The 17,217-nt window shown below is 71.3% G+C and carries 11 protein-coding genes; 4 read left to right on the plus strand and 7 right to left on the minus strand.

Going from position 1 to position 17,217, the window contains the following annotated elements; genetic code table 11:
• Window positions 1-20 precede the first annotated feature (20 nt).
• Together GTY58_RS36130 and GTY58_RS36135 are read left to right on the plus strand one after the other, a co-directional pair.
• The gene (locus tag GTY58_RS36130; protein ID WP_010988358.1) at window positions 21-3,635 is read left to right on the plus strand and encodes a hydantoinase B/oxoprolinase family protein; all 3,615 of its coding nucleotides are present in this window, start codon (window positions 21-23) and stop codon (window positions 3,633-3,635) included.
• Complete coding sequence (locus GTY58_RS36135) at window positions 3,616-4,221, plus strand: ATP/GTP-binding protein (protein ID WP_010988359.1); 606 nt, start codon at window positions 3,616-3,618, stop codon at window positions 4,219-4,221. Before GTY58_RS36130 ends, GTY58_RS36135 begins: the two co-directional genes overlap by 20 nt.
• A 129-nt stretch (window positions 4,222-4,350) precedes the next feature.
• Here the strand turns inward: GTY58_RS36135 and glpK are convergent, their stop codons facing one another.
• The 5 genes from glpK to GTY58_RS36160 form a co-directional block, all read right to left on the minus strand.
• Entirely contained in the window at window positions 4,351-5,874 is a 1,524-nt protein-coding gene (gene glpK / locus GTY58_RS36140; RefSeq protein ID WP_010988360.1) for a glycerol kinase GlpK, read from the minus strand.
• 18 nt (window positions 5,875-5,892) lie between these two features.
• The gene (locus GTY58_RS36145) at window positions 5,893-6,642 is read right to left on the minus strand and encodes an MIP/aquaporin family protein (RefSeq protein ID WP_010988361.1); all 750 of its coding nucleotides are present in this window, start codon (window positions 6,640-6,642) and stop codon (window positions 5,893-5,895) included.
• Between the two features lie 406 nt (window positions 6,643-7,048).
• On the minus strand, window positions 7,049-8,674 hold the full coding sequence (locus tag GTY58_RS36150; protein WP_010988362.1) for a GGDEF domain-containing protein: 1,626 nt from the start codon (window positions 8,672-8,674) through the stop codon (window positions 7,049-7,051).
• A gap of 126 nt (window positions 8,675-8,800) precedes the next feature.
• Window positions 8,801-9,991: a lipid-transfer protein gene (locus GTY58_RS36155; protein ID WP_010988363.1), complete on the minus strand. Its 1,191-nt coding sequence runs from the start codon at window positions 9,989-9,991 to the stop codon at window positions 8,801-8,803.
• Window positions 9,988-10,413, minus strand: a complete 426-nt coding sequence (locus tag GTY58_RS36160; protein WP_037646615.1) for a zinc ribbon domain-containing protein — start codon at window positions 10,411-10,413, stop codon at window positions 9,988-9,990. Before GTY58_RS36160 ends, GTY58_RS36155 begins: the two co-directional genes overlap by 4 nt.
• A gap of 250 nt (window positions 10,414-10,663) precedes the next feature.
• Between GTY58_RS36160 and GTY58_RS36165 the strand changes: the two genes are divergently transcribed.
• Window positions 10,664-11,200, plus strand: a complete 537-nt coding sequence (locus GTY58_RS36165; RefSeq protein ID WP_010988365.1) for an NUDIX domain-containing protein — start codon at window positions 10,664-10,666, stop codon at window positions 11,198-11,200.
• Window positions 11,201-11,239: 39 nt separating this feature from the next.
• On the opposite strand, the gene GTY58_RS36170 is transcribed toward GTY58_RS36165, so the two are convergent.
• Window positions 11,240-13,606 carry a TIM-barrel domain-containing protein gene (locus tag GTY58_RS36170; RefSeq protein WP_010988366.1) on the minus strand — a complete coding sequence of 789 codons (2,367 nt, stop codon included), beginning with the start codon at window positions 13,604-13,606 and terminating at the stop codon, window positions 11,240-11,242.
• Window positions 13,607-13,819: 213 nt separating this feature from the next.
• Between GTY58_RS36170 and GTY58_RS36175 the strand changes: the two genes are divergently transcribed.
• A complete protein-coding gene (locus tag GTY58_RS36175) occupies window positions 13,820-15,787 on the plus strand; it encodes an acetoacetate--CoA ligase (RefSeq protein WP_010988367.1) in 1,968 nt (655 codons plus the stop codon).
• Here the strand turns inward: GTY58_RS36175 and GTY58_RS36180 are convergent, their stop codons facing one another.
• On the minus strand, window positions 15,788-17,107 hold the full coding sequence (locus GTY58_RS36180; RefSeq protein WP_010988368.1) for an aminotransferase class I/II-fold pyridoxal phosphate-dependent enzyme: 1,320 nt from the start codon (window positions 17,105-17,107) through the stop codon (window positions 15,788-15,790).
• Window positions 17,108-17,217 lie beyond the last annotated feature (110 nt).

Genomic DNA, 17,217 nt, shown 5'->3' on the forward strand with positions numbered 1-17,217 from the left:
CGCGGAAGCGGGGAACAGACGTGACAGGCTGGCAGTTCTGGGTCGACCGAGGCGGCACCTTCACCGACATCGTCGCGCGGCGCCCGGACGGCCGCCTGCTCACGCACAAGCTCCTCTCGGACAACCCGGCGAGATACGCGGACGCGGCCGTCGCGGGCGTGCGGGAACTCCTCGAGGACGGCGCGCGGATCGATGCCGTCCGCATGGGCACGACCGTCGCCACCAACGCCCTCCTGGAGCGCAAGGGCGAACGCACCCTCCTGGTCGTCACCCGCGGCTTCCGCGACGCCCTGCGCATCGCCTACCAGAACCGCCCGCACATCTTCGCCCGCCAAATCGAACTGCCCGAACTGTTGTACGAGTGCGTCGTCGAGGCGGACGAACGGATCGCCGCCGACGGCACGGTCCTGCGCGCCCCCGACCTGGACGCCCTGGCCGGGCCGCTCCAGCAGGCGTACGACGACGGGATCCGCGCGATCGCCGTGGTCTGTATGCACAGTCACCTCCACCCCGCCCACGAACAGGCCATCGGCACGCTCGCCGCCCGCGTCGGCTTCCCGCAGATCTCGCTCTCCAGCGAGGTCAGCCCCCTGATGAAGCTGATCCCGCGCGGGGACACGGCCGTCGTCGACGCCTACCTCTCGCCCGTGCTGCGCCGCTACGTCCAGCACGTCGCCGGCGAACTCCACGGCGTGCGGCTGATGTTCATGCAGTCCAACGGAGGCCTCGCCGAAGCCGGTCAGTTCCGCGGCAAGGACGCCATCCTGTCCGGGCCCGCGGGCGGCATCGTCGGCATGGCCCGTATGTCGCAGCTCGCCGGCTTCGAACGGGTCATCGGGTTCGACATGGGCGGCACCTCCACCGACGTCTCGCACTTCGCGGGCGAGTACGAACGGGTCTTCACCACGCAGCTCGCCGGGGTCCGGCTGCGTGCACCCATGCTGGACATCCACACGGTGGCGGCCGGCGGCGGTTCCGTCCTCCACTTCGACGGCTCCCGCTACCGCGTCGGCCCCGACTCCGCGGGTGCCGCCCCGGGCCCCGCCTGCTACCGGGGCGGCGGTCCGCTCACCGTCACCGACGCCAACGTGGCGCTCGGCCGCATCCAACCCGCCCATTTCCCGCGTGTGTTCGGACCCCGGGGCGACCAGCCCCTGGACGCCGGACTGGTCCGCGAGCGCTTCGCCGCCCTCGCGCGCGACATCCGCGACAGGACGGGCGACGACCGCACACCCGAGCAGGTCGCCGAGGGCTACCTGCAGATCGCCGTCGCCAACATCGCCAACGCCGTGAAGCGGATCTCCGTCCAGAAGGGCCATGACGTCACCCGGTACGCGCTCACCACCTTCGGTGGAGCGGGCGGCCAGCACGCGTGCAGGGTGGCCGACTCGCTCGGCATCCACACGGTCCTCGTACCGCCCATGGCAGGCGTCCTCTCCGCCCTCGGCATCGGGCTCGCCGACACCACGGCCATGCGTGAGCAGTCCGTGGAGGCGCCCCTGGAGCGGGCCTCGATGCCGCACATCCTGAAGACAGCCGACGACCTGGAGGGCGCCACCCGGGCCGAACTCCTCGCCGAGGACGTCCCCGAGGACCGCATCCGGGTCACCCGCAGGGCACAGCTCCGCTACGACGGTACGGACACCGCACTCACCGTCGAGCTGACCGAGCCCGACACCATGATCCGCGCCTTCGAAGAACGCCATCGCGCCACCTACTCCTTCACCCTCGACCGCCCGGTCGTCGTCGAAGCCCTCTCCGTGGAAGCCACCGGTCTCACCGAACCCCCCGATCTCTCCGCCCTCGCCGCATTCGAGGGCCGCTCCGCCACCCCTGAGACGGTCAGCCTGCACACCGGCGGCGCCTGGCGCGACGTGCCCCTGCACCGCCGTGAGGCACTGCCGCCGAGCGAGACCGTGACCGGACCGGCGGTCATCGCCGAGGCCGGCGCCACCACAGTCGTCGACGACGGCTGGCAGGCGGTCATCACGGGCGACGGCCACCTGATCATGGAACGGGTGGCGGTTACGGAGAGTTCCGATCTCGGCACGGAGGCGGACCCGGTTCTCCTGGAGGTCTTCAACAACCTCTTCATGTCCATCGCCGAACAGATGGGCGCGCGCCTGGAGTCCACCGCCCAGTCGGTGAACATCAAGGAGCGCCTGGACTTCTCCTGCGCGCTCTTCGACCCGGACGGCAGCCTGGTCGCCAACGCCCCGCACATCCCGGTCCACCTGGGCTCGATGGGCACCAGCGTCAAGGAGGTCATCCGACGGCGCGGCGACGGCATGCGTCCCGGGGACACCTACGCGGTCAACGACCCGTACCACGGCGGCACCCACCTGCCCGACGTCACCGTCATCACTCCGGTGTTCGACACGGAGGGCGAGCGGGTGCTCTTCTACGTCGCTTCGCGCGGCCACCACGCGGAGATCGGCGGCATCGCGCCCGGCTCCATGCCCGCGAACAGCCGCACCCTCGAGGAGGAGGGCATCCTCTTCGACGACTGGCTGCTCGCCGAGGACGGCCGCTTCCGCGAGGCGGAGACCCTCAGCCTGCTCACCGAAGCGCGCTACCCGTCCCGTAATCCGAACACCAACCTCGCCGACCTGCGCGCCCAGATCGCCGCCAACCAGAAGGGCGTCGGCGAAGTCGCCCGCATGATCGAGAACTTCGGCCTCGACGTCGTCCAGGCGTATATGAAGCACGTCCAGGACAACGCCGAAGACAGCGTACGACGGGTCATCGACACCCTTGAAGACGGTGAGTTCGCCTACGAGACCGACTCCGGCGCGGTGATCCGGGTGCGGGTCCTGGTGGACCGCGAGAAACGCTCCGCGACCGTCGACTTCACCGGGACGTCGCCGCAGCTCCCCACCAACTTCAACGCTCCCTTCTCGGTCGTCAACGCCGCGGTCCTGTACGTCTTCCGCACGCTGGTCGCCGACGACATCCCGCTCAACGACGGCTGTCTGCGCCCCCTCGACATCGTCGTACCGCCCGGCTCGATGCTCGCCCCCGAGCCGCCGGCCGCGGTCGTCGCGGGCAACGTCGAGACCTCCCAGGCGATCACCGGGGCCCTGTACGCGGCTCTCGGCGTGCAGGCCGAGGGCTCCGGCACGATGAACAACGTCACCTTCGGCAACGAGAAGTACCAGTACTACGAGACCGTGGCCTCCGGCTCCGGCGCGGGCGACGGCTTCCCGGGCGCATCCGTCGTGCAGACCCACATGACCAACTCGCGGCTCACCGACCCCGAGGTCCTGGAGTGGCGCCTGCCCGTCGAACTCGACGAGTTCGCGGTGCGGCACGGAAGCGGCGGCGCGGGGCGCTGGCGTGGCGGAGACGGCGCCGTACGCCGCATCCGGTTCCGTGAGCCCATGACCGTCTCCACGCTCTCCCAGCACCGCAGGGTCCCGCCCTACGGCATGGCGGGCGGCGAGCCGGGAGCGCTCGGCGCCAACCGTGTGGAGCGGGCCGACGGCACGGTCACCGAACTTGGCGGAAGTGATACGGCCGATGTCGGCCCCGGCGACGTACTGGTCGTCGAAACCCCCGGCGGCGGGGGCTACGGCCCACCGCCGCGCGACAACGATCAAGCAGGAGAAGAGACCGATGATCTTCGGGCGCACTGAGCGCGGCAAGCCCCCGGTCGAGCCCGTCACGCTCAAGATCCTTGTGGCCGGCGGCTTCGGCGTGGGCAAGACGACCCTTGTCGGCGCGGTCAGCGAGATCAGGCCACTGCGCACCGAGGAGGTCCTCACCGAGGCCGGCCGCCCGGTCGACGACATCAGCGGCGTGGAGGGCAAGCACACCACCACCGTCGCCATGGACTTCGGCCGCATCACGCTCCGCGAGGACCTGGTGCTGTACCTCTTCGGGACGCCGGGACAGGACCGCTTCTGGTTCCTGTGGGACGAACTCGCCACCGGTGCCCTGGGTGCAGTCGTCCTCGCCGACACCCGCCGGCTGGAGGACTGCTTCGCCGCCGTCGACTACTTCGAACGCCGCTCCATCCCCTTCGTGATGGGCGTCAACTGCTTTGAAGAGGCCGCCCGTTACCCGGTGGAGGACGTCCGCCGGGCCCTCGACCTCGACGACGACGTGCCCGTCGTGCTGTGCGACGCCCGGGACCGCGAGTCGGTCAAGGAGGTCCTGATCGACGTCGTCCGGCACGCGATGGCCCACGCGGCCGAGCGCCGCGAGACCGTGAGCGGCTGACGCGCGCATACGGCCCGTACCCCCGCCGACCGGGGTACGGGCCGCAGCCGTGCACGCGCGCGTGGCTCACGAAGGACGCACGCGCGTGTGCACGTCCCTTTCCGCCGGGGCCCTGTCGGCGGGCCCCTCTCAGTTCACGCCGTCCTCCTCGTGCCAGCCGAAGCTCTTCTCCACCGCCTTGCGCCAGTTGTGGTACTCGCGGTCGCGCTCCGACGCCTCCATGGAGGGCGTCCACTCGACGTCCTTCTGCCAGTGCGACTTCAGCTCGTCGAGGTCGTTCCACACGCCGGTCGCGAGCCCGGCCGCGTAGGCGGCGCCCAGGCAGGTGGTCTCGGAGACCCTGGGGCGGATGACCGGCACGCCGAGCACATCCGCCTGGTGCTGCATCAGCAGATTGTTCTTGGTCATGCCGCCGTCGACCTTCAGGGTGGTGATCCGCACCCCGGAGTCCTGGTACATGGCGTCGACGACCTCACGCGTCTGCCAGCTCGTGGCCTCCAGTACCGCGCGCGCCAGGTGTGCCTTCGTGACGTACCGGGTGAGGCCGGTGACGACACCGCGTGCGTCGGAGCGCCAGTACGGCGCGAACAGGCCGGAGAACGCGGGCACGATGTACGCCCCGCCGTTGTCGTCGACGCTCGCCGCAAGGGTCTCGATCTCGTCCGCCGTACGGATGATGCCGAGTTGGTCGCGGAACCACTGCACCAGCGCGCCCGTGATCGCGATCGACCCTTCGAGGCAGTAGACCGGCGCCTCGCCACCGATCTTGTAGCCCATGGTCGTCAGCAGGCCGTTCTTCGACGGCACGGGCCGGTTGCCGGTGTTGAGCAGCAGGAAGCTGCCCGTGCCGTAGGTGTTCTTCGCCGTACCCACGTCGTAGCAGGCCTGTCCGAACACGGCCGCCTGCTGGTCGCCGAGCGCCGACGCGACGGGCACGCCCGAAAGCTGGCCCACGGCCGTCCCGTACACCTCGGACGAGGACCTGATCTCGGGGAGGACCGCCTCGGGGACGTTCATCGCGGACAGGATGGAACGGTCCCACTGGAGCGTCTCCAGGTTCATCAGCATCGTGCGGCCTGCGTTGGTCACATCGGTGACGTGCCGGCCGCCGTCCGTGCCGCCCGTGAGGTTCCAGATGAGCCAGGAGTCGATGGTGCCGAAGGCGATCTCGCCGCGCTCGGCACGGGCCCTGAGCCCAGGCACGTTGTCGAGCAGCCAGGCCGCCTTGGGCCCGGAGAAGTAGCTGGCCAGCGGCAGCCCGGTCTGCTCGCGGAAACGGTCCTGCCCGTCCGAGCCGCCCAATTCGTGGCAGAGCGCGGACGTACGCGTGTCCTGCCACACGATCGCGTTGTGCACGGGCTTGCCGGTGGCGCGGTCCCACAGGACCGTCGTCTCGCGCTGGTTGGTGATGCCGAGCGCGCTGAGCTGGTCGGCGCGCAGTCCGGCCTTGGCGATCGCCCCCGCGACCACCGCCTGCACCTTGGACCAGATCTCGGTGGCGTCGTGCTCCACCCAGCCGGGCTTGGGGAAGATCTGGCGGTGTTCACGCTGGTCGACGGCGACGATCGCGCCGCCGTGGTCGAAGATGATGCAGCGGCTCGAGGTGGTGCCCTGGTCGATGGCGGCGACGTACTTCTGGGCGTTGTCCGGCATGGCTACCCCTTGGTCGCTTCAGAAGGCTACGTGGTAGATGAGGCCTGCGAGCGCTCCTCCGATCAGCGGGCCGACGACCGGGATCCAGGCGTAACCCCAGTCGGAGGTGCCCTTGTTCGGGATCGGCAGGAAGGTGTGCACGATACGGGGGCCGAGGTCACGCGCCGGGTTGATGGCGTAACCCGTCGGCCCGCCGAGGGAGAGACCGATGCCGACGACGAGCAGCGAGACGATCAGCACCGTGATACCGGACTCACCGAGCCCCTTGGTGAGTCCGAAAGCGAGGATCGGCAGGACGAGAGCGATCGTCGCGATGATCTCCGTGATCAGGTTGGCGACCGGATTCCGGATCTCCGGGATGGTGGAGAAGATGCCGAGCGTAGGCACCGGCTCGTCCGCCGTGCCCTCCGTGGTGCCCTCCTTGCGCACGTTCGCCTGGAACTGGGCGAGGTACACGAGGTACGCGAGGACGGCACCCAGCACGGCGCCGACGAGCTGGCCCAGCAGATAGATCCAGACCTTGCCCCAGGTGCCCGTGTCGATGGCGATCCCGATGGTCACGGCCGGGTTGAGGTGCCCACCGGAGAGCGGTGCGGCGGTGTACGCGCCCGCCAGCACTCCGAAACCCCAGCCGAACGCGATGACGACCCAGCCCGAGGCACGTGCTTTCGAGTATCTGAGTGTGACGGCGGCGCAGACTCCCGCGCCGAAGAGAATGAGGATCGCGGTGCCGATGATCTCACCGACGAATATGTCTCCGTTGCTCATGGCGACTCCTAGGCCCTCGCCCGGGGCGATCCCCGGTTGACCGTGCAGGGTGCGTTTCCCATGGCTACGTCAGCCGAAGGCAGGGAGTGTCCCGCGCCCCGCCCGGCGTCCGTGATGAGCGTGCCGTCGCAGTGGAATCGCCCGTGGGGGATGGCCCTTCGAACAGGCGTGGGCCCGAGCGGCGCGGTGCCTGGAGACGCCCGAATGCGGCGATGCCGACCGACAACCGGAAGTGTTCACCGGCACCCAGGGAGCGTCAAGGTCGTGGACAGCAACGGTTGGGCGCCGCAAAAGAGGACACGCTCGGCGGCCCCGGTGACCGACGGCTGTGCCCGTCGTCCGGCCGGCCTCGGTATGCCGGGTTCCGGTCGTCCGTTCGGGACCGCCGGGCTCCACGGTCTTCTTGCTACCCCGCATGGGCCGCGGCCGCGCCCGAGCCGCGACGGATCTCATGGCCCGGCAGGCCCGCGCGGCCGAGTACCCAACTGGCGCCGCTGAGCGCCTTCGCCGCCTGCTTGAGGGGTGCGAGACAGGCCGCCGCCTGCCGGTGGTCGGTCACACTGCCCGGCGGGCACAGGACGGTGGCCAGGGACAGCGTGACGGTGCGTCCACCCGCCGACCAGGGAGCGTCGAGCACCGAAGCCGCCACCGGATCGAGTGCGTCCGCATCGGCCAGGACCAGGAAGTCGTCGCCGCCGATGTGCCCCACCCGCGTGGCTCCGGACGCCGCGCGCTGCAACGCCCGCCCCACGGCCCGGATCAGCTCGTCGCCCGCGGCGAACCCGGCACCGTCGTTGACCTGCTTGAAGCGGTCGACGTCCAGCCAGCTCAGCGCGAACATCCGGCCGTCCGCGATCCACCGGTCCACCTCTCCGGTGATCGCGTCCGAACCGGGCAGCCGCGTCAGCGGATTGAGCCCCGCGGCCTCTTCGACCCGGCTCTCGGCCAGCGCCCGTACGAGATCCGCGAGCCGTACGACCCCCACGCACCGGCCGTGCCGGTCGACGACCGCGACGTCGTCGGAGGTGCGGTCCGGGCCCCCGACCGCCACCACGTCGAGCACCTCCCACGCCGTGGCGTCGACCCCGACCGTTCGCGGCGGATCACTGAGCTTCGCCGCCGGCCGGTCGGCATACAGCGCATGTCCGTAGCGCCCGGACATCGACAGCAGGAAGCGCGACCGGTGCACCGAACGGACCGGCACCCCGCCCGCGTCCACCAGCAGCACCCCGGACACGTCGGGCGATCCGGTGAGCAGCGCCCGCACCTGTGCCGCCGAGGCCATGGCGGGCAGCAGGGCGGCAGGCCGTACGAACTGCCGTACCGGCGGTCCGGTGCGCGGGGCCGGCACGGCGGCGGGGGAGAGCGTCGGAAGGTATACATCCGCCACAGGCAGCCGCGAGGGCGGCGCGAACAACTCGCCCTGCGCCAGCTGGGCCCCCGCCGCGAGGGCCGCCGCGCACTGCGACTCCGTCTCGACGCCCTCGACGGAGAGCAGCGCGCCCAACTGCTCGCACAGTGTCCGCATCGCCCGCACCGCGGCCGGCCGCGTCAGCAGCGACACGTCCAGCTTCAGCAGATCCGGCGCCATGTCCGTGAGCAGCCGCAGCGGTACGTCGCCGTCGCCGATGCCGTCCGCGCAGATCCGGAAACCCTCGCTCCTGATTGCGGCGACCGCCTCCAGCAGCGCCTGGTGCGGGACGTGTGTGTACGGCGGGCAGATGTCGACCGTCACCTCCCAGGGCAGTCGCCCCGCCTCGCGCACGGCGTCCCGCAGCGCGGCGAGACCGCCGAGGTCGGCCGGCGTTCCCGCGAACACGTTCACATGCAGTGGCAGCAGCGTCTCCTTGAGCGCTGCGGCACGGATCCCCGACGCGGCCAGCCTGCCGTCGAGTTCCGGGTCCCGGCGGGCCTGTGCCAGCACGTCGCCGGTCTCCGGGCGAGCGAGTATCTCCAGCGCCGCGACCCCTCCGGTCGTCAGATTGACCACCGGTTGGAAAGCGAAGCGGAGAGTATCCATCCAGGAGGGCACGGCAGCATGATGGCGCCGCCCGCACCCGCTGAGGCCCAGTTCATGAGCTGTTCACACAGCATTCCAGGGTGATCACAGAGCGTGTCGGCACCCCGCGCGCCGGCTCATCTCACTCTCATCTCACCCTCATCGGACCGCGATCACCGACGACCCGTGCCCGAACAGCCCCTGGTTCGCGGTGATCCCCACCCGCGCCCCCGGGACCTGCCGATCACCCGCATCACCCCGCAGCTGCCATGTCAGCTCGCACACCTGGGCGATGGCCTGTGCCGGAACCGCCTCTCCGAAGGAGGCCAGGCCACCGCTGACGTTCACAGGTATGCGCCCGCCGGGCGCCGTCGCGCCCTCCCGCAGGAGCTTGGCCGCCTCGCCCTCGCTGCACAGCCCCAGGTCCTCGTACCACTGCAACTCCAGGGCGGTGGACAGGTCGTACACCTCGGCCAGGGAGAGGTCCTCAGGCCCGACCCCGGCCTCCTCGTACGCGACCCGCGCGATCGACGTACGGAACGTCTCGGCCGGGGGCTCGACCGCCACCGCCGAGTCCGTCGCGATGTCCGGCAGGTCGAGCACGGTCCGGGGATAGCGCGGGCTCACGGTGGACACCGCCCGGATCCGCACCGGGTCCGGTGCTCCGCGGCGCCGCGCGAACTCCATGCTGGACAGCACGAGCGCCGCGCCGCCGTCCGAGGTCGCGCAGATGTCGAGCAGCCGCAGCGGATCGGCGACCACCGCGGAGGCGGCGACCTCCTCGGCGGTGACGCGCTTGCGGTAGCGGGCGTTCGGATTCAACGCCCCCGAGGCGGCGTTCTTCACCTTGACCTGCGCGAAATCCTCCACAGTGTCTCCGTGGACGGCCATCCTCCGGCGCGCGTACAGCCCGAAGTACGTCGGATTGGTCGCCCCGAGGACCCGGAACCGCAGCCAGTCCGGGTCGTCGGGCCGGTCGCCGCCCGCCGGGCGGAAGAACCCCTTGGGCGCCGAGTCGGCGCCCACCACGAGCACCACGTCGGCGAGCCCCGACAGGATCTGCGCCCGCGCCGCGCTGACGGCCTGCGCGCCCGATGCGCAAGCCGCGTACACGCTCGTCACCCGCGCGCCCTGCCACCCGAGGGCCTTCGCGAACGTCGCCCCGGCCACGTAGCCCGGGTAGCCGCCGCGCACGGTGTCCGCGCCGACGATCGAGCCGACCTCCCGCCAGTCCACCCCGGCATCGGCCAAGGCGGCGCGCGCCGCCGCGACCCCGTACTCGACGAAGCCGCGCCCCCACTTGCCCCACGGGTGCATCCCCGCGCCGAGCACCGCCACATCGTCCGTCATGCCGTCACCCCCGTCGGCCGCCAGTGCCAGGTCGTCCAGGTCGTCCCCGCGTCCTCGTTCAGCACGCCGGGGACGACCTCCACCTCCATGCCCACCGTCAGATCGGCGACGGTGACCCCGGGAACCGACTGTCCGAGCACCACGATCCGCTCCGCTGCGAGCTCCACAGCGATCAACGCGCGAGGCTCCCACGAGAGTTCCGGATCCGTCACATACGGTGACGGCGGTCGGTACCGGCTGTCCGTGTACGACCAGACGCGCCCACGCCCGGACAGGGCGACCTCGGCCAGTTCGCCGCCGGGGCAGCCCGGATTGCGGCAGTGGGCGTCCTCGCGAGGGAAGAAGACGGAAGCGCACGCCGAGCAGCGTGTGCCGAGGAGCCGGAAGTCGTTCCCGTCCCCGGCGAACCATCCGGAGACCACAGGAGTGCGGGTACGCGACAAAACTCCTCCACGGCACTCGACCTGATCCGACCTGACCTGACGGACCGTCAGAAGTGTGCCATGGGCAACGGAAAATGGGCAGTGCGTCGCGCAGAACGGGTCGACGCCGCCCTGCGCCGGAGTATCGGTCGAGGACGGGCGGGCCCATGAGGGTGGTTCCGGCCGCCCCTCGCCCGATCAGGCGGGGACGGTATGGGGATCGCTCGCTTGATCGGATACAGTCCGCCGGGTGTCCGCATCCCGTCACCCCACCGCCAACTGCGTGCCGGACTCCCACTGTTCGAGCTGCGGAGCGCCCTACGGAGAGGGCGTCTCCGGCTGGCCCCGCAGCTGCCCCGTGTGCGGCACGGTGGCCTACCGCAATCCGCTGCCCGTCGCGGTGGCCCTGCTGCCCGTGTACGACGCCAGAGGCACCGCCCTGGTCGTCATCACCCGAACCATCCCTCCCGCGCGCGGGGCCGTCGCGCTGCCCGGAGGGTTCATCGACCATCGGGAGGACTGGCGGCACGCCGTCGTCCGTGAACTCAAGGAGGAGACGGGCATCGACGCCGCGAGCCGCGATGTACGGCTCGCCGACGCCATGAGCTCGCCCGACGGCCATCTGCTGCTGTTCGGACTCCTCCCGGAGCGCCCGGCCGCCGACCTTCCGCCGTCGACGGGCACGGACGAGACCGAGGGCTGGCAGCTGCTGCGCCGGCCGGCCGAGCTCGCCTTCCCCCTGCACACCCTGGCGGTACGGGGATGGTTCGAGGGCCGGTACGTCTGACGGCCGACCGCACGGCAGGCGGGCGTCGGCACGTGGGCATCACGCCTGGGGCAGTCCTCGCACACGCACCGGATACGAGGGCTCGCCCGGGCCCTCGTCGCCGTCCCGCTCGACGACCACCCGCTGCCCCCGCAGGCGTGTCACATACTGCTCGATCTCCGGCTCGTCCCAGCCGTCCCCCGAGTCCGGCACGACGAGTCCGCCCCCGGTGCGCCCGCGCGCCGGCCTCCACACCTCCAACTCCAGACGGCCACCGTCGCCCCGCACCGGCAGGACGGCACCCGCGCGCGCGAGCACCGGAATCCGCGACAGGGGGGCGCCGATCAGCACCTGGCCCGGTCCGTCGTACGCCTTCTCGGTGACCGTGTCGTACCAGCGCCCGCGCGGCAGCTGCACCGCACGCCGGTCCGCCCCCGGGTCCAGGACCGGTGCCACCAGGAGGCTGTCACCGAGCAGGAAGGCGTCCTCGCAGTCGCGCAGCGCCCGGTCCTCGGGCGCGCCCCACCACACGGGCCGCACATAGGGCGCTCCCGTACGGCGCGCCAGATGCGCCAGCGTCATGAAGTACGGCAGCAGCCGCCGCCGTTCGACGAGCGCCACGCGCGCGTGCTCGAGGACGTCCTCGCCGAACTCCCAGAGCTCCCTGCGCCCCGCCCGCAGGCCCGCACGGGTACGGAACAGGGGAAGGTACGAACCGAGCTGGAACCACCGCAGATACAGCTCCGGCGACGGACTCCCGTCGAAACCGCCCACATCCGGTCCGGAGTAGGGCACCCCGCACAGACCCAGGCCTATCACCAGCGACAGGGACGCGCGCAGACCGGGCCAGCCGGTGGTCACGTCGCCGGACCACGCCCCTCCGTAGCGCTGCATTCCGCTCCAGCCGGAGCGCGAGAAGATGAAGGGCCTCTCCTGGGGGGACAGTTCCCGCAGCCCCTCGTACCCGGCGCGGGCCATGCCCAGGGCGTACACGTTGTGGGCCTCCCGGTGGTCGCCGCCGCGGCCCTCCAAAAGGTGCCGGGCCGACCGGGGGAGGGTGTTCTCCCCGAAGGCCGTGAACGACACCGGCTCGTTCAGGTCGTGCCAGAAGCCCGCGAAGCCCTGAGCCAGCCGCTCCTCGTAGAGGCCGCCCCACCACTTGCGCACGCGCGCGTGCGTGAAGTCCGGATAGACCGACTCGCCGGGCCACACGACTCCCTCCACGACCCGCCCGGCGGCGTCCCGTACGAAGGCGTCCTGCGCACTCCCGGCGTCGTACACGGCGTTACCCGGCTCGGCCCTGACCGCCGGGTCGACGACCGACACCAGACGTATCCCGTCGCGGCGCAGCTCCTCTGCGAGCACCGGCAGCTTCGGGAAGCGGTCCCGGTCCACCGTGAACACCTGGTGCGCGTCGTAGTGATCGTTGTCCAGATGGACCGCGTCGAGCGGAAGCCCGCGCTCCTGATAACCCGAGACGACCCCCCGCACCTCCTGCTCGCTGCCGGATCCCCGGCGCGCGTGATGGTGTCCCAGCGCCCACGCCGGCGGCAGCGCGGGCGCCCCGGTCAGCGACGCCCAGGTGTGCAGCACGCGCGCGGGGGTGCCCATCATCACCCAGCAGCGCAGCGGACCACCGTCCATCCGCAGCTCGCTCGTCCCCGCCCGGTCGTGCCCCGAGCCCGCCCCCTCCTCGCCTTCGCGCAGCGTCACCGTGCCGTCCCACGAGGTGTCGTGGAACACGAGATGCGTGGCCGCGTCGGCGACCACCAGCTGCACCGGCATCGTGAGGTACAGCGGGTCGTCGCCCGGTCCGACAGCGTGACCGGGATCCGTGTTCCACAGCCGGTAGGTCCCGCCGCGCAGCCGCGGCCCGGCGGCGCGGCCGCCCAGACCGAAGAACCGCGCGTCAGCCGCGACTTCCGACCGCTGCATCCAGTGGGCGGCGCCACCGTCGGCCGGCTCCCACCAGCGGGGCGGCAGATCCCGGCGCAGCGTCACTCCGCCGGGCGTACGCACCTCGACCGCGCCGTGCCGCGACACCATGACCGTGCCGCGCTCGGCCACGACCTGCCAGCCACCGTCCTTGTCGGGCTCCAGAACGGCCCGGGGGTCGGGTTCGGGACAGCGGCCCGCGAGGGCGTACGACGGCTCCGGCCCGGCCCCGTCCCAGCCCCAGAACACGGCGCCGTTCACGGCGACCGTGATGCGCAGCTCGGACCGCGCGAACCGGATGACGCCACCGCCCGGGCCGGGCACCACGCCCTGCACCGGGCCGGGCACCCGGGCGCGCTCGGCACCGCGCCTCGGCAGCCCGGAGGCGTCGGCACGCCTCCTGCGCCACGCGGCCCGTACCGTGCGCAACCCGCCCGCCGCACCCCCCGAGCCGACCGCTTTCACCGAACGCACCAGGTCACGACCGTCCATGCTGCTCACCCTGCCATTGACACCCCCGTACAGGGGTGTCGTTCAACTGTCGTTCACCCGTGGCAGGAGCACATCTTCATGTCGCCGACTATGTGTGGCACACCCTGGTGCAGAAGTCGATCACATGGCATCGTCCGTGTCAGCCGCGTGCCGCGCACACCCCAGCCCGTGCGCGACCTACGCACACGAAGCGCACAGTCCGGGAGCCGCCCCATGACCCCAGCGAACCCCTCGCCGCTCTGGCGACCCGACGAGGAACGCATCGCCCAGGCACAGATCACCAGGTTCCAGTCCTGGGCGGCCGAACACCACGGAGCACCCGCCGACGGCGGCTACGCGGCATTGCACCGCTGGTCCGTCGACGAGCTGGACACCTTCTGGAAAGCCGTCACCGAATGGTTCGACGTACGGTTTTCCACCCCCTACGCGCGCGTGCTCGGCGACCGCTCCATGCCCGGTGCCGCATGGTTCCCCGGAGCGACCCTGAACTACGCCGAACACGCCCTGCGCGCCGCCGACACGCGCGCGGACGAACCGGCTCTCCTGCACGTCGACGAGACCCACGAGCCCCGCCCGGTCACCTGGTCCGAACTGCGCCGCCAGGTCGGCTCCCTGGCCGCCGAACTGCGCTCCCTCGGCGTACGCCCCGGAGACCGCGTCAGCGGCTATCTCCCCAACATTCCGCAGGCCGTGGTCGCCCTCCTCGCCACGGCCGCGGTGGGCGGCGTCTGGACGTCCTGCGCCCCCGACTTCGGCGCCCGCAGCGTCCTCGACCGCTTCCAGCAGGTCGAGCCGGTCGTGCTGTTCACGGTCGACGGCTACCGGTACGGAGGCAAGGAGCACGACCGCCGTGAAACGGTCGCCGAGCTGCGCCGCGAACTGCCCACCCTGCGTGCCGTCGTCCATATCCCCGTGCTCGGCACCGAGGCCCCCGAGGGCGCCCTGGAGTGGTCCGCCCTGACCTCCTCCGACGTGGCGCCCGAGTTCGAGCAGGTCCCGTTCGACCACCCCCTGTGGGTCCTGTACTCCTCCGGCACGACCGGCCTGCCAAAGGCCATCGTCCAGTCCCAGGGCGGCATCCTCGTCGAGCACCTCAAGCAGCTCGGCCTGCACTGCGACCTCGGCCCCGAGGACCGGTTCTTCTGGTACACGTCCACGGGCTGGATGATGTGGAACTTCCTCGTCTCCGGCCTCCTCACCGGCACCACGATCGTCCTGTACGACGGCAGCCCGGGCTTTCCGGACACCGCCGCCCAGTGGCGCATCGCCGAACGCACCGGCGCGACCCTCTACGGCACCTCCGCCGCGTACGTCATGGCCTGCCGCAAGGCGGGCGTGCACCCCTCGCGCGACTTCGACCTCGCGCGCGTGCGGTGCGTGGCGACAACCGGCTCGCCGCTGCCGCCGGACGGCTTCAGCTGGCTGCACGACGAGGTCCGCGCCGACCTCTGGATCGCCTCGGTCAGCGGGGGCACCGACGTGTGCTCCTGCTTCGCGGGAGCCGTTCCCACCCTGCCGGTGTACATCGGCGAACTCCAGGCCCCGGGCCTCGGCACCGACCTCCAGTCCTGGGACCCGAGCGGCAAGCCCCTGGTCGACGAGGTCGGCGAGCTGGTGGTCACCAATCCGATGCCCTCCATGCCGATCCGCTTCTGGAACGACCCGGACGGCAGCCGCTACCACGGCAGTTACTTCGACACGTATCCGGGAGTGTGGCGCCACGGCGACTGGATCACCGTCACCTCCCGCGGCTCCGTGGTCATCCACGGCCGCTCCGACTCCACGCTCAACCGCCAGGGCGTCCGCATGGGCTCGGCCGACATCTACGAAGCGGTCGAACGCCTTCCGGAGATCAAGGAATCCCTCGTCATCGGCGTCGAACAGCCCGACGGCGGCTACTGGATGCCTCTCTTCGTCCACCTCGCCCCGGGAGCCACCCTCGACGACGCCCTCCTGGGCCGCATCAAGCAGACCATCCGCGAACAGCTTTCGCCCCGGCACGTCCCCGACGAGATCATCGAGGTCCCGGCCATCCCGCACACGCTCACCGGCAAACGCATCGAGGTCCCGGTCAAACGCCTGCTCCAGGGCACCCCGCTGGAGAAGGCGGTCAATCCGGGCTCCATCGACAACCTCGACCTGCTGGGCTTCTACGAGGACCTGGCCCGCAAGCGCGCCTGATCAACCTCCGTAGGTGGCCTCGGACTCACCCAGCACGACCGCGAAGTCCGAGGCCAGCCGCGCCGCGTCGACAGGTTCGAGCTCGGCGACCGAGATCCGCACACCGGGCCCGGCGACGAGCCGGAACCGGGCCCCCGCCGCGACCCACCACCCGTACGACCGCAGCCCGTTCACCACGGCCGACTCGTCCCGCACGGGCACCCACACGTTCATCCCACTCGTCGCGTGACCCTCGAGTCCGTGCTTTTCGAGCTCTTGGAGGAGAGCACCGCGCCGCAGCGCGTACGTCTCCCGCGCCCGTGTCACCAACGCGCGCGTGCCGTCGTCCGTCAGCAGCCCGTACACGGTCTCCTGAAGGAGATGGCTGACCCACCCCGACGTGAGCAGCAGCCGTCCGTCGTGCCGTGCCAGCGTGGTCGGATCACAGGCCGCGGCAGCCCAGCGCAGGTCCGTCCCGAGGAACTTGCTCACCGTCCGCACATGCACCCAGCGGGTCAGTCCGCCCGCGGTCAGCGTGTGTAGGGGCGCATCCGCGACGGCGGACGCATGGTCGTTCTCCACGACCAACACCTCGGGCTCCTCCCGGAGCACCTCGACCAGCGCGTCCCGGCGCTCCGTGGAGAAGCGCCCGCCGTACGGGTTCTGTGCCCGCGGACTGCACACGACCGCCCGTACGCCGGCCCGCAACGCACCCCGCAGGGCGTCCGGACGTACCCCTTCGTCGTCCACGGCCACCGAAACCGTACGCAACCCCAGCGCCGTGACCAGGTCGAGCAGATGGTGGTAGCCGGGATCCTCCATCGCGACGGCGTCACCCGGCCGCAGCTCCACCGAGAGCAGCCGCCCGATCAGATCCAGCGCCCCGTGTGCGAAGGTCACGTACTCCGTGGGCACGCCGTCGGGCCGCAACCAGTCGCGCACCGCGTCCTCGAGCCGCGCCAGCCGGGGCGTCGACCGATGGGACCGCGCACCGGGGGACAGGTGCGAGGGCGGCACCAGACGGGGGAGCAGTGCGGGATCCGGGTGACCGCCCGCCAGGTCGCGCAGCCCGTCCGGAACTCTGGGCGGCCGTCGTGAGGCCACTGCCGGGGCCGCCGCGACCACGGTTCCGCCACGCCCGCGCGTGACGACGATGCCGCGCCGCCGCAGCTCCTTGTAGGCCGTCGCCACGGTCCCCGGGCTCACCCCGAGCTCATCGGCGAGCCGACGCACCGGAGGCAGCGCCGCCCCCGGGCCCAACGCGCCTTCACTCACGCCTCGTTCGACGGACGAGGCAATCCCCTTGGCCGTCGTACCACTGATCCCATATTGTGTTGCCACGTAACCAAGTATGTATCAATACATAACTGGAAACAAGGGGGAGCAGTGAATCCGAAGCGCCGCGCAGCCGCCTGGTCGACCCGTATTCCAGGAGGTCGCGACGGGCGCAG

Source organism: Streptomyces sp. SID5469 (genome assembly GCF_009862865.1).
Taxonomy (GTDB): Bacteria; Actinomycetota; Actinomycetes; order Streptomycetales; family Streptomycetaceae; genus Streptomyces; species Streptomyces avermitilis.

What these genes read in the sequence shown, in the direction of transcription:
- GTY58_RS36155 (WP_010988363.1), bottom strand. Translation starts at nt 9,991, where the DNA reads ATGACGGACGATGTGGCGGTGCTCGGCGCGGGGATGCACCCGTGGGGC.
- GTY58_RS36145 (WP_010988361.1), bottom strand. Translation starts at nt 6,642, where the DNA reads ATGAGCAACGGAGACATATTCGTCGGTGAGATCATCGGCACCGCGATC.
- GTY58_RS36135 (WP_010988359.1), top strand. Translation starts at nt 3,616, where the DNA reads ATGATCTTCGGGCGCACTGAGCGCGGCAAGCCCCCGGTCGAGCCCGTC.
- GTY58_RS36175 (WP_010988367.1), top strand. Translation starts at nt 13,820, where the DNA reads ATGACCCCAGCGAACCCCTCGCCGCTCTGGCGACCCGACGAGGAACGC.
- GTY58_RS36170 (WP_010988366.1), bottom strand. Translation starts at nt 13,606, where the DNA reads ATGGACGGTCGTGACCTGGTGCGTTCGGTGAAAGCGGTCGGCTCGGGG.
- glpK (WP_010988360.1), bottom strand. Translation starts at nt 5,874, where the DNA reads ATGCCGGACAACGCCCAGAAGTACGTCGCCGCCATCGACCAGGGCACC.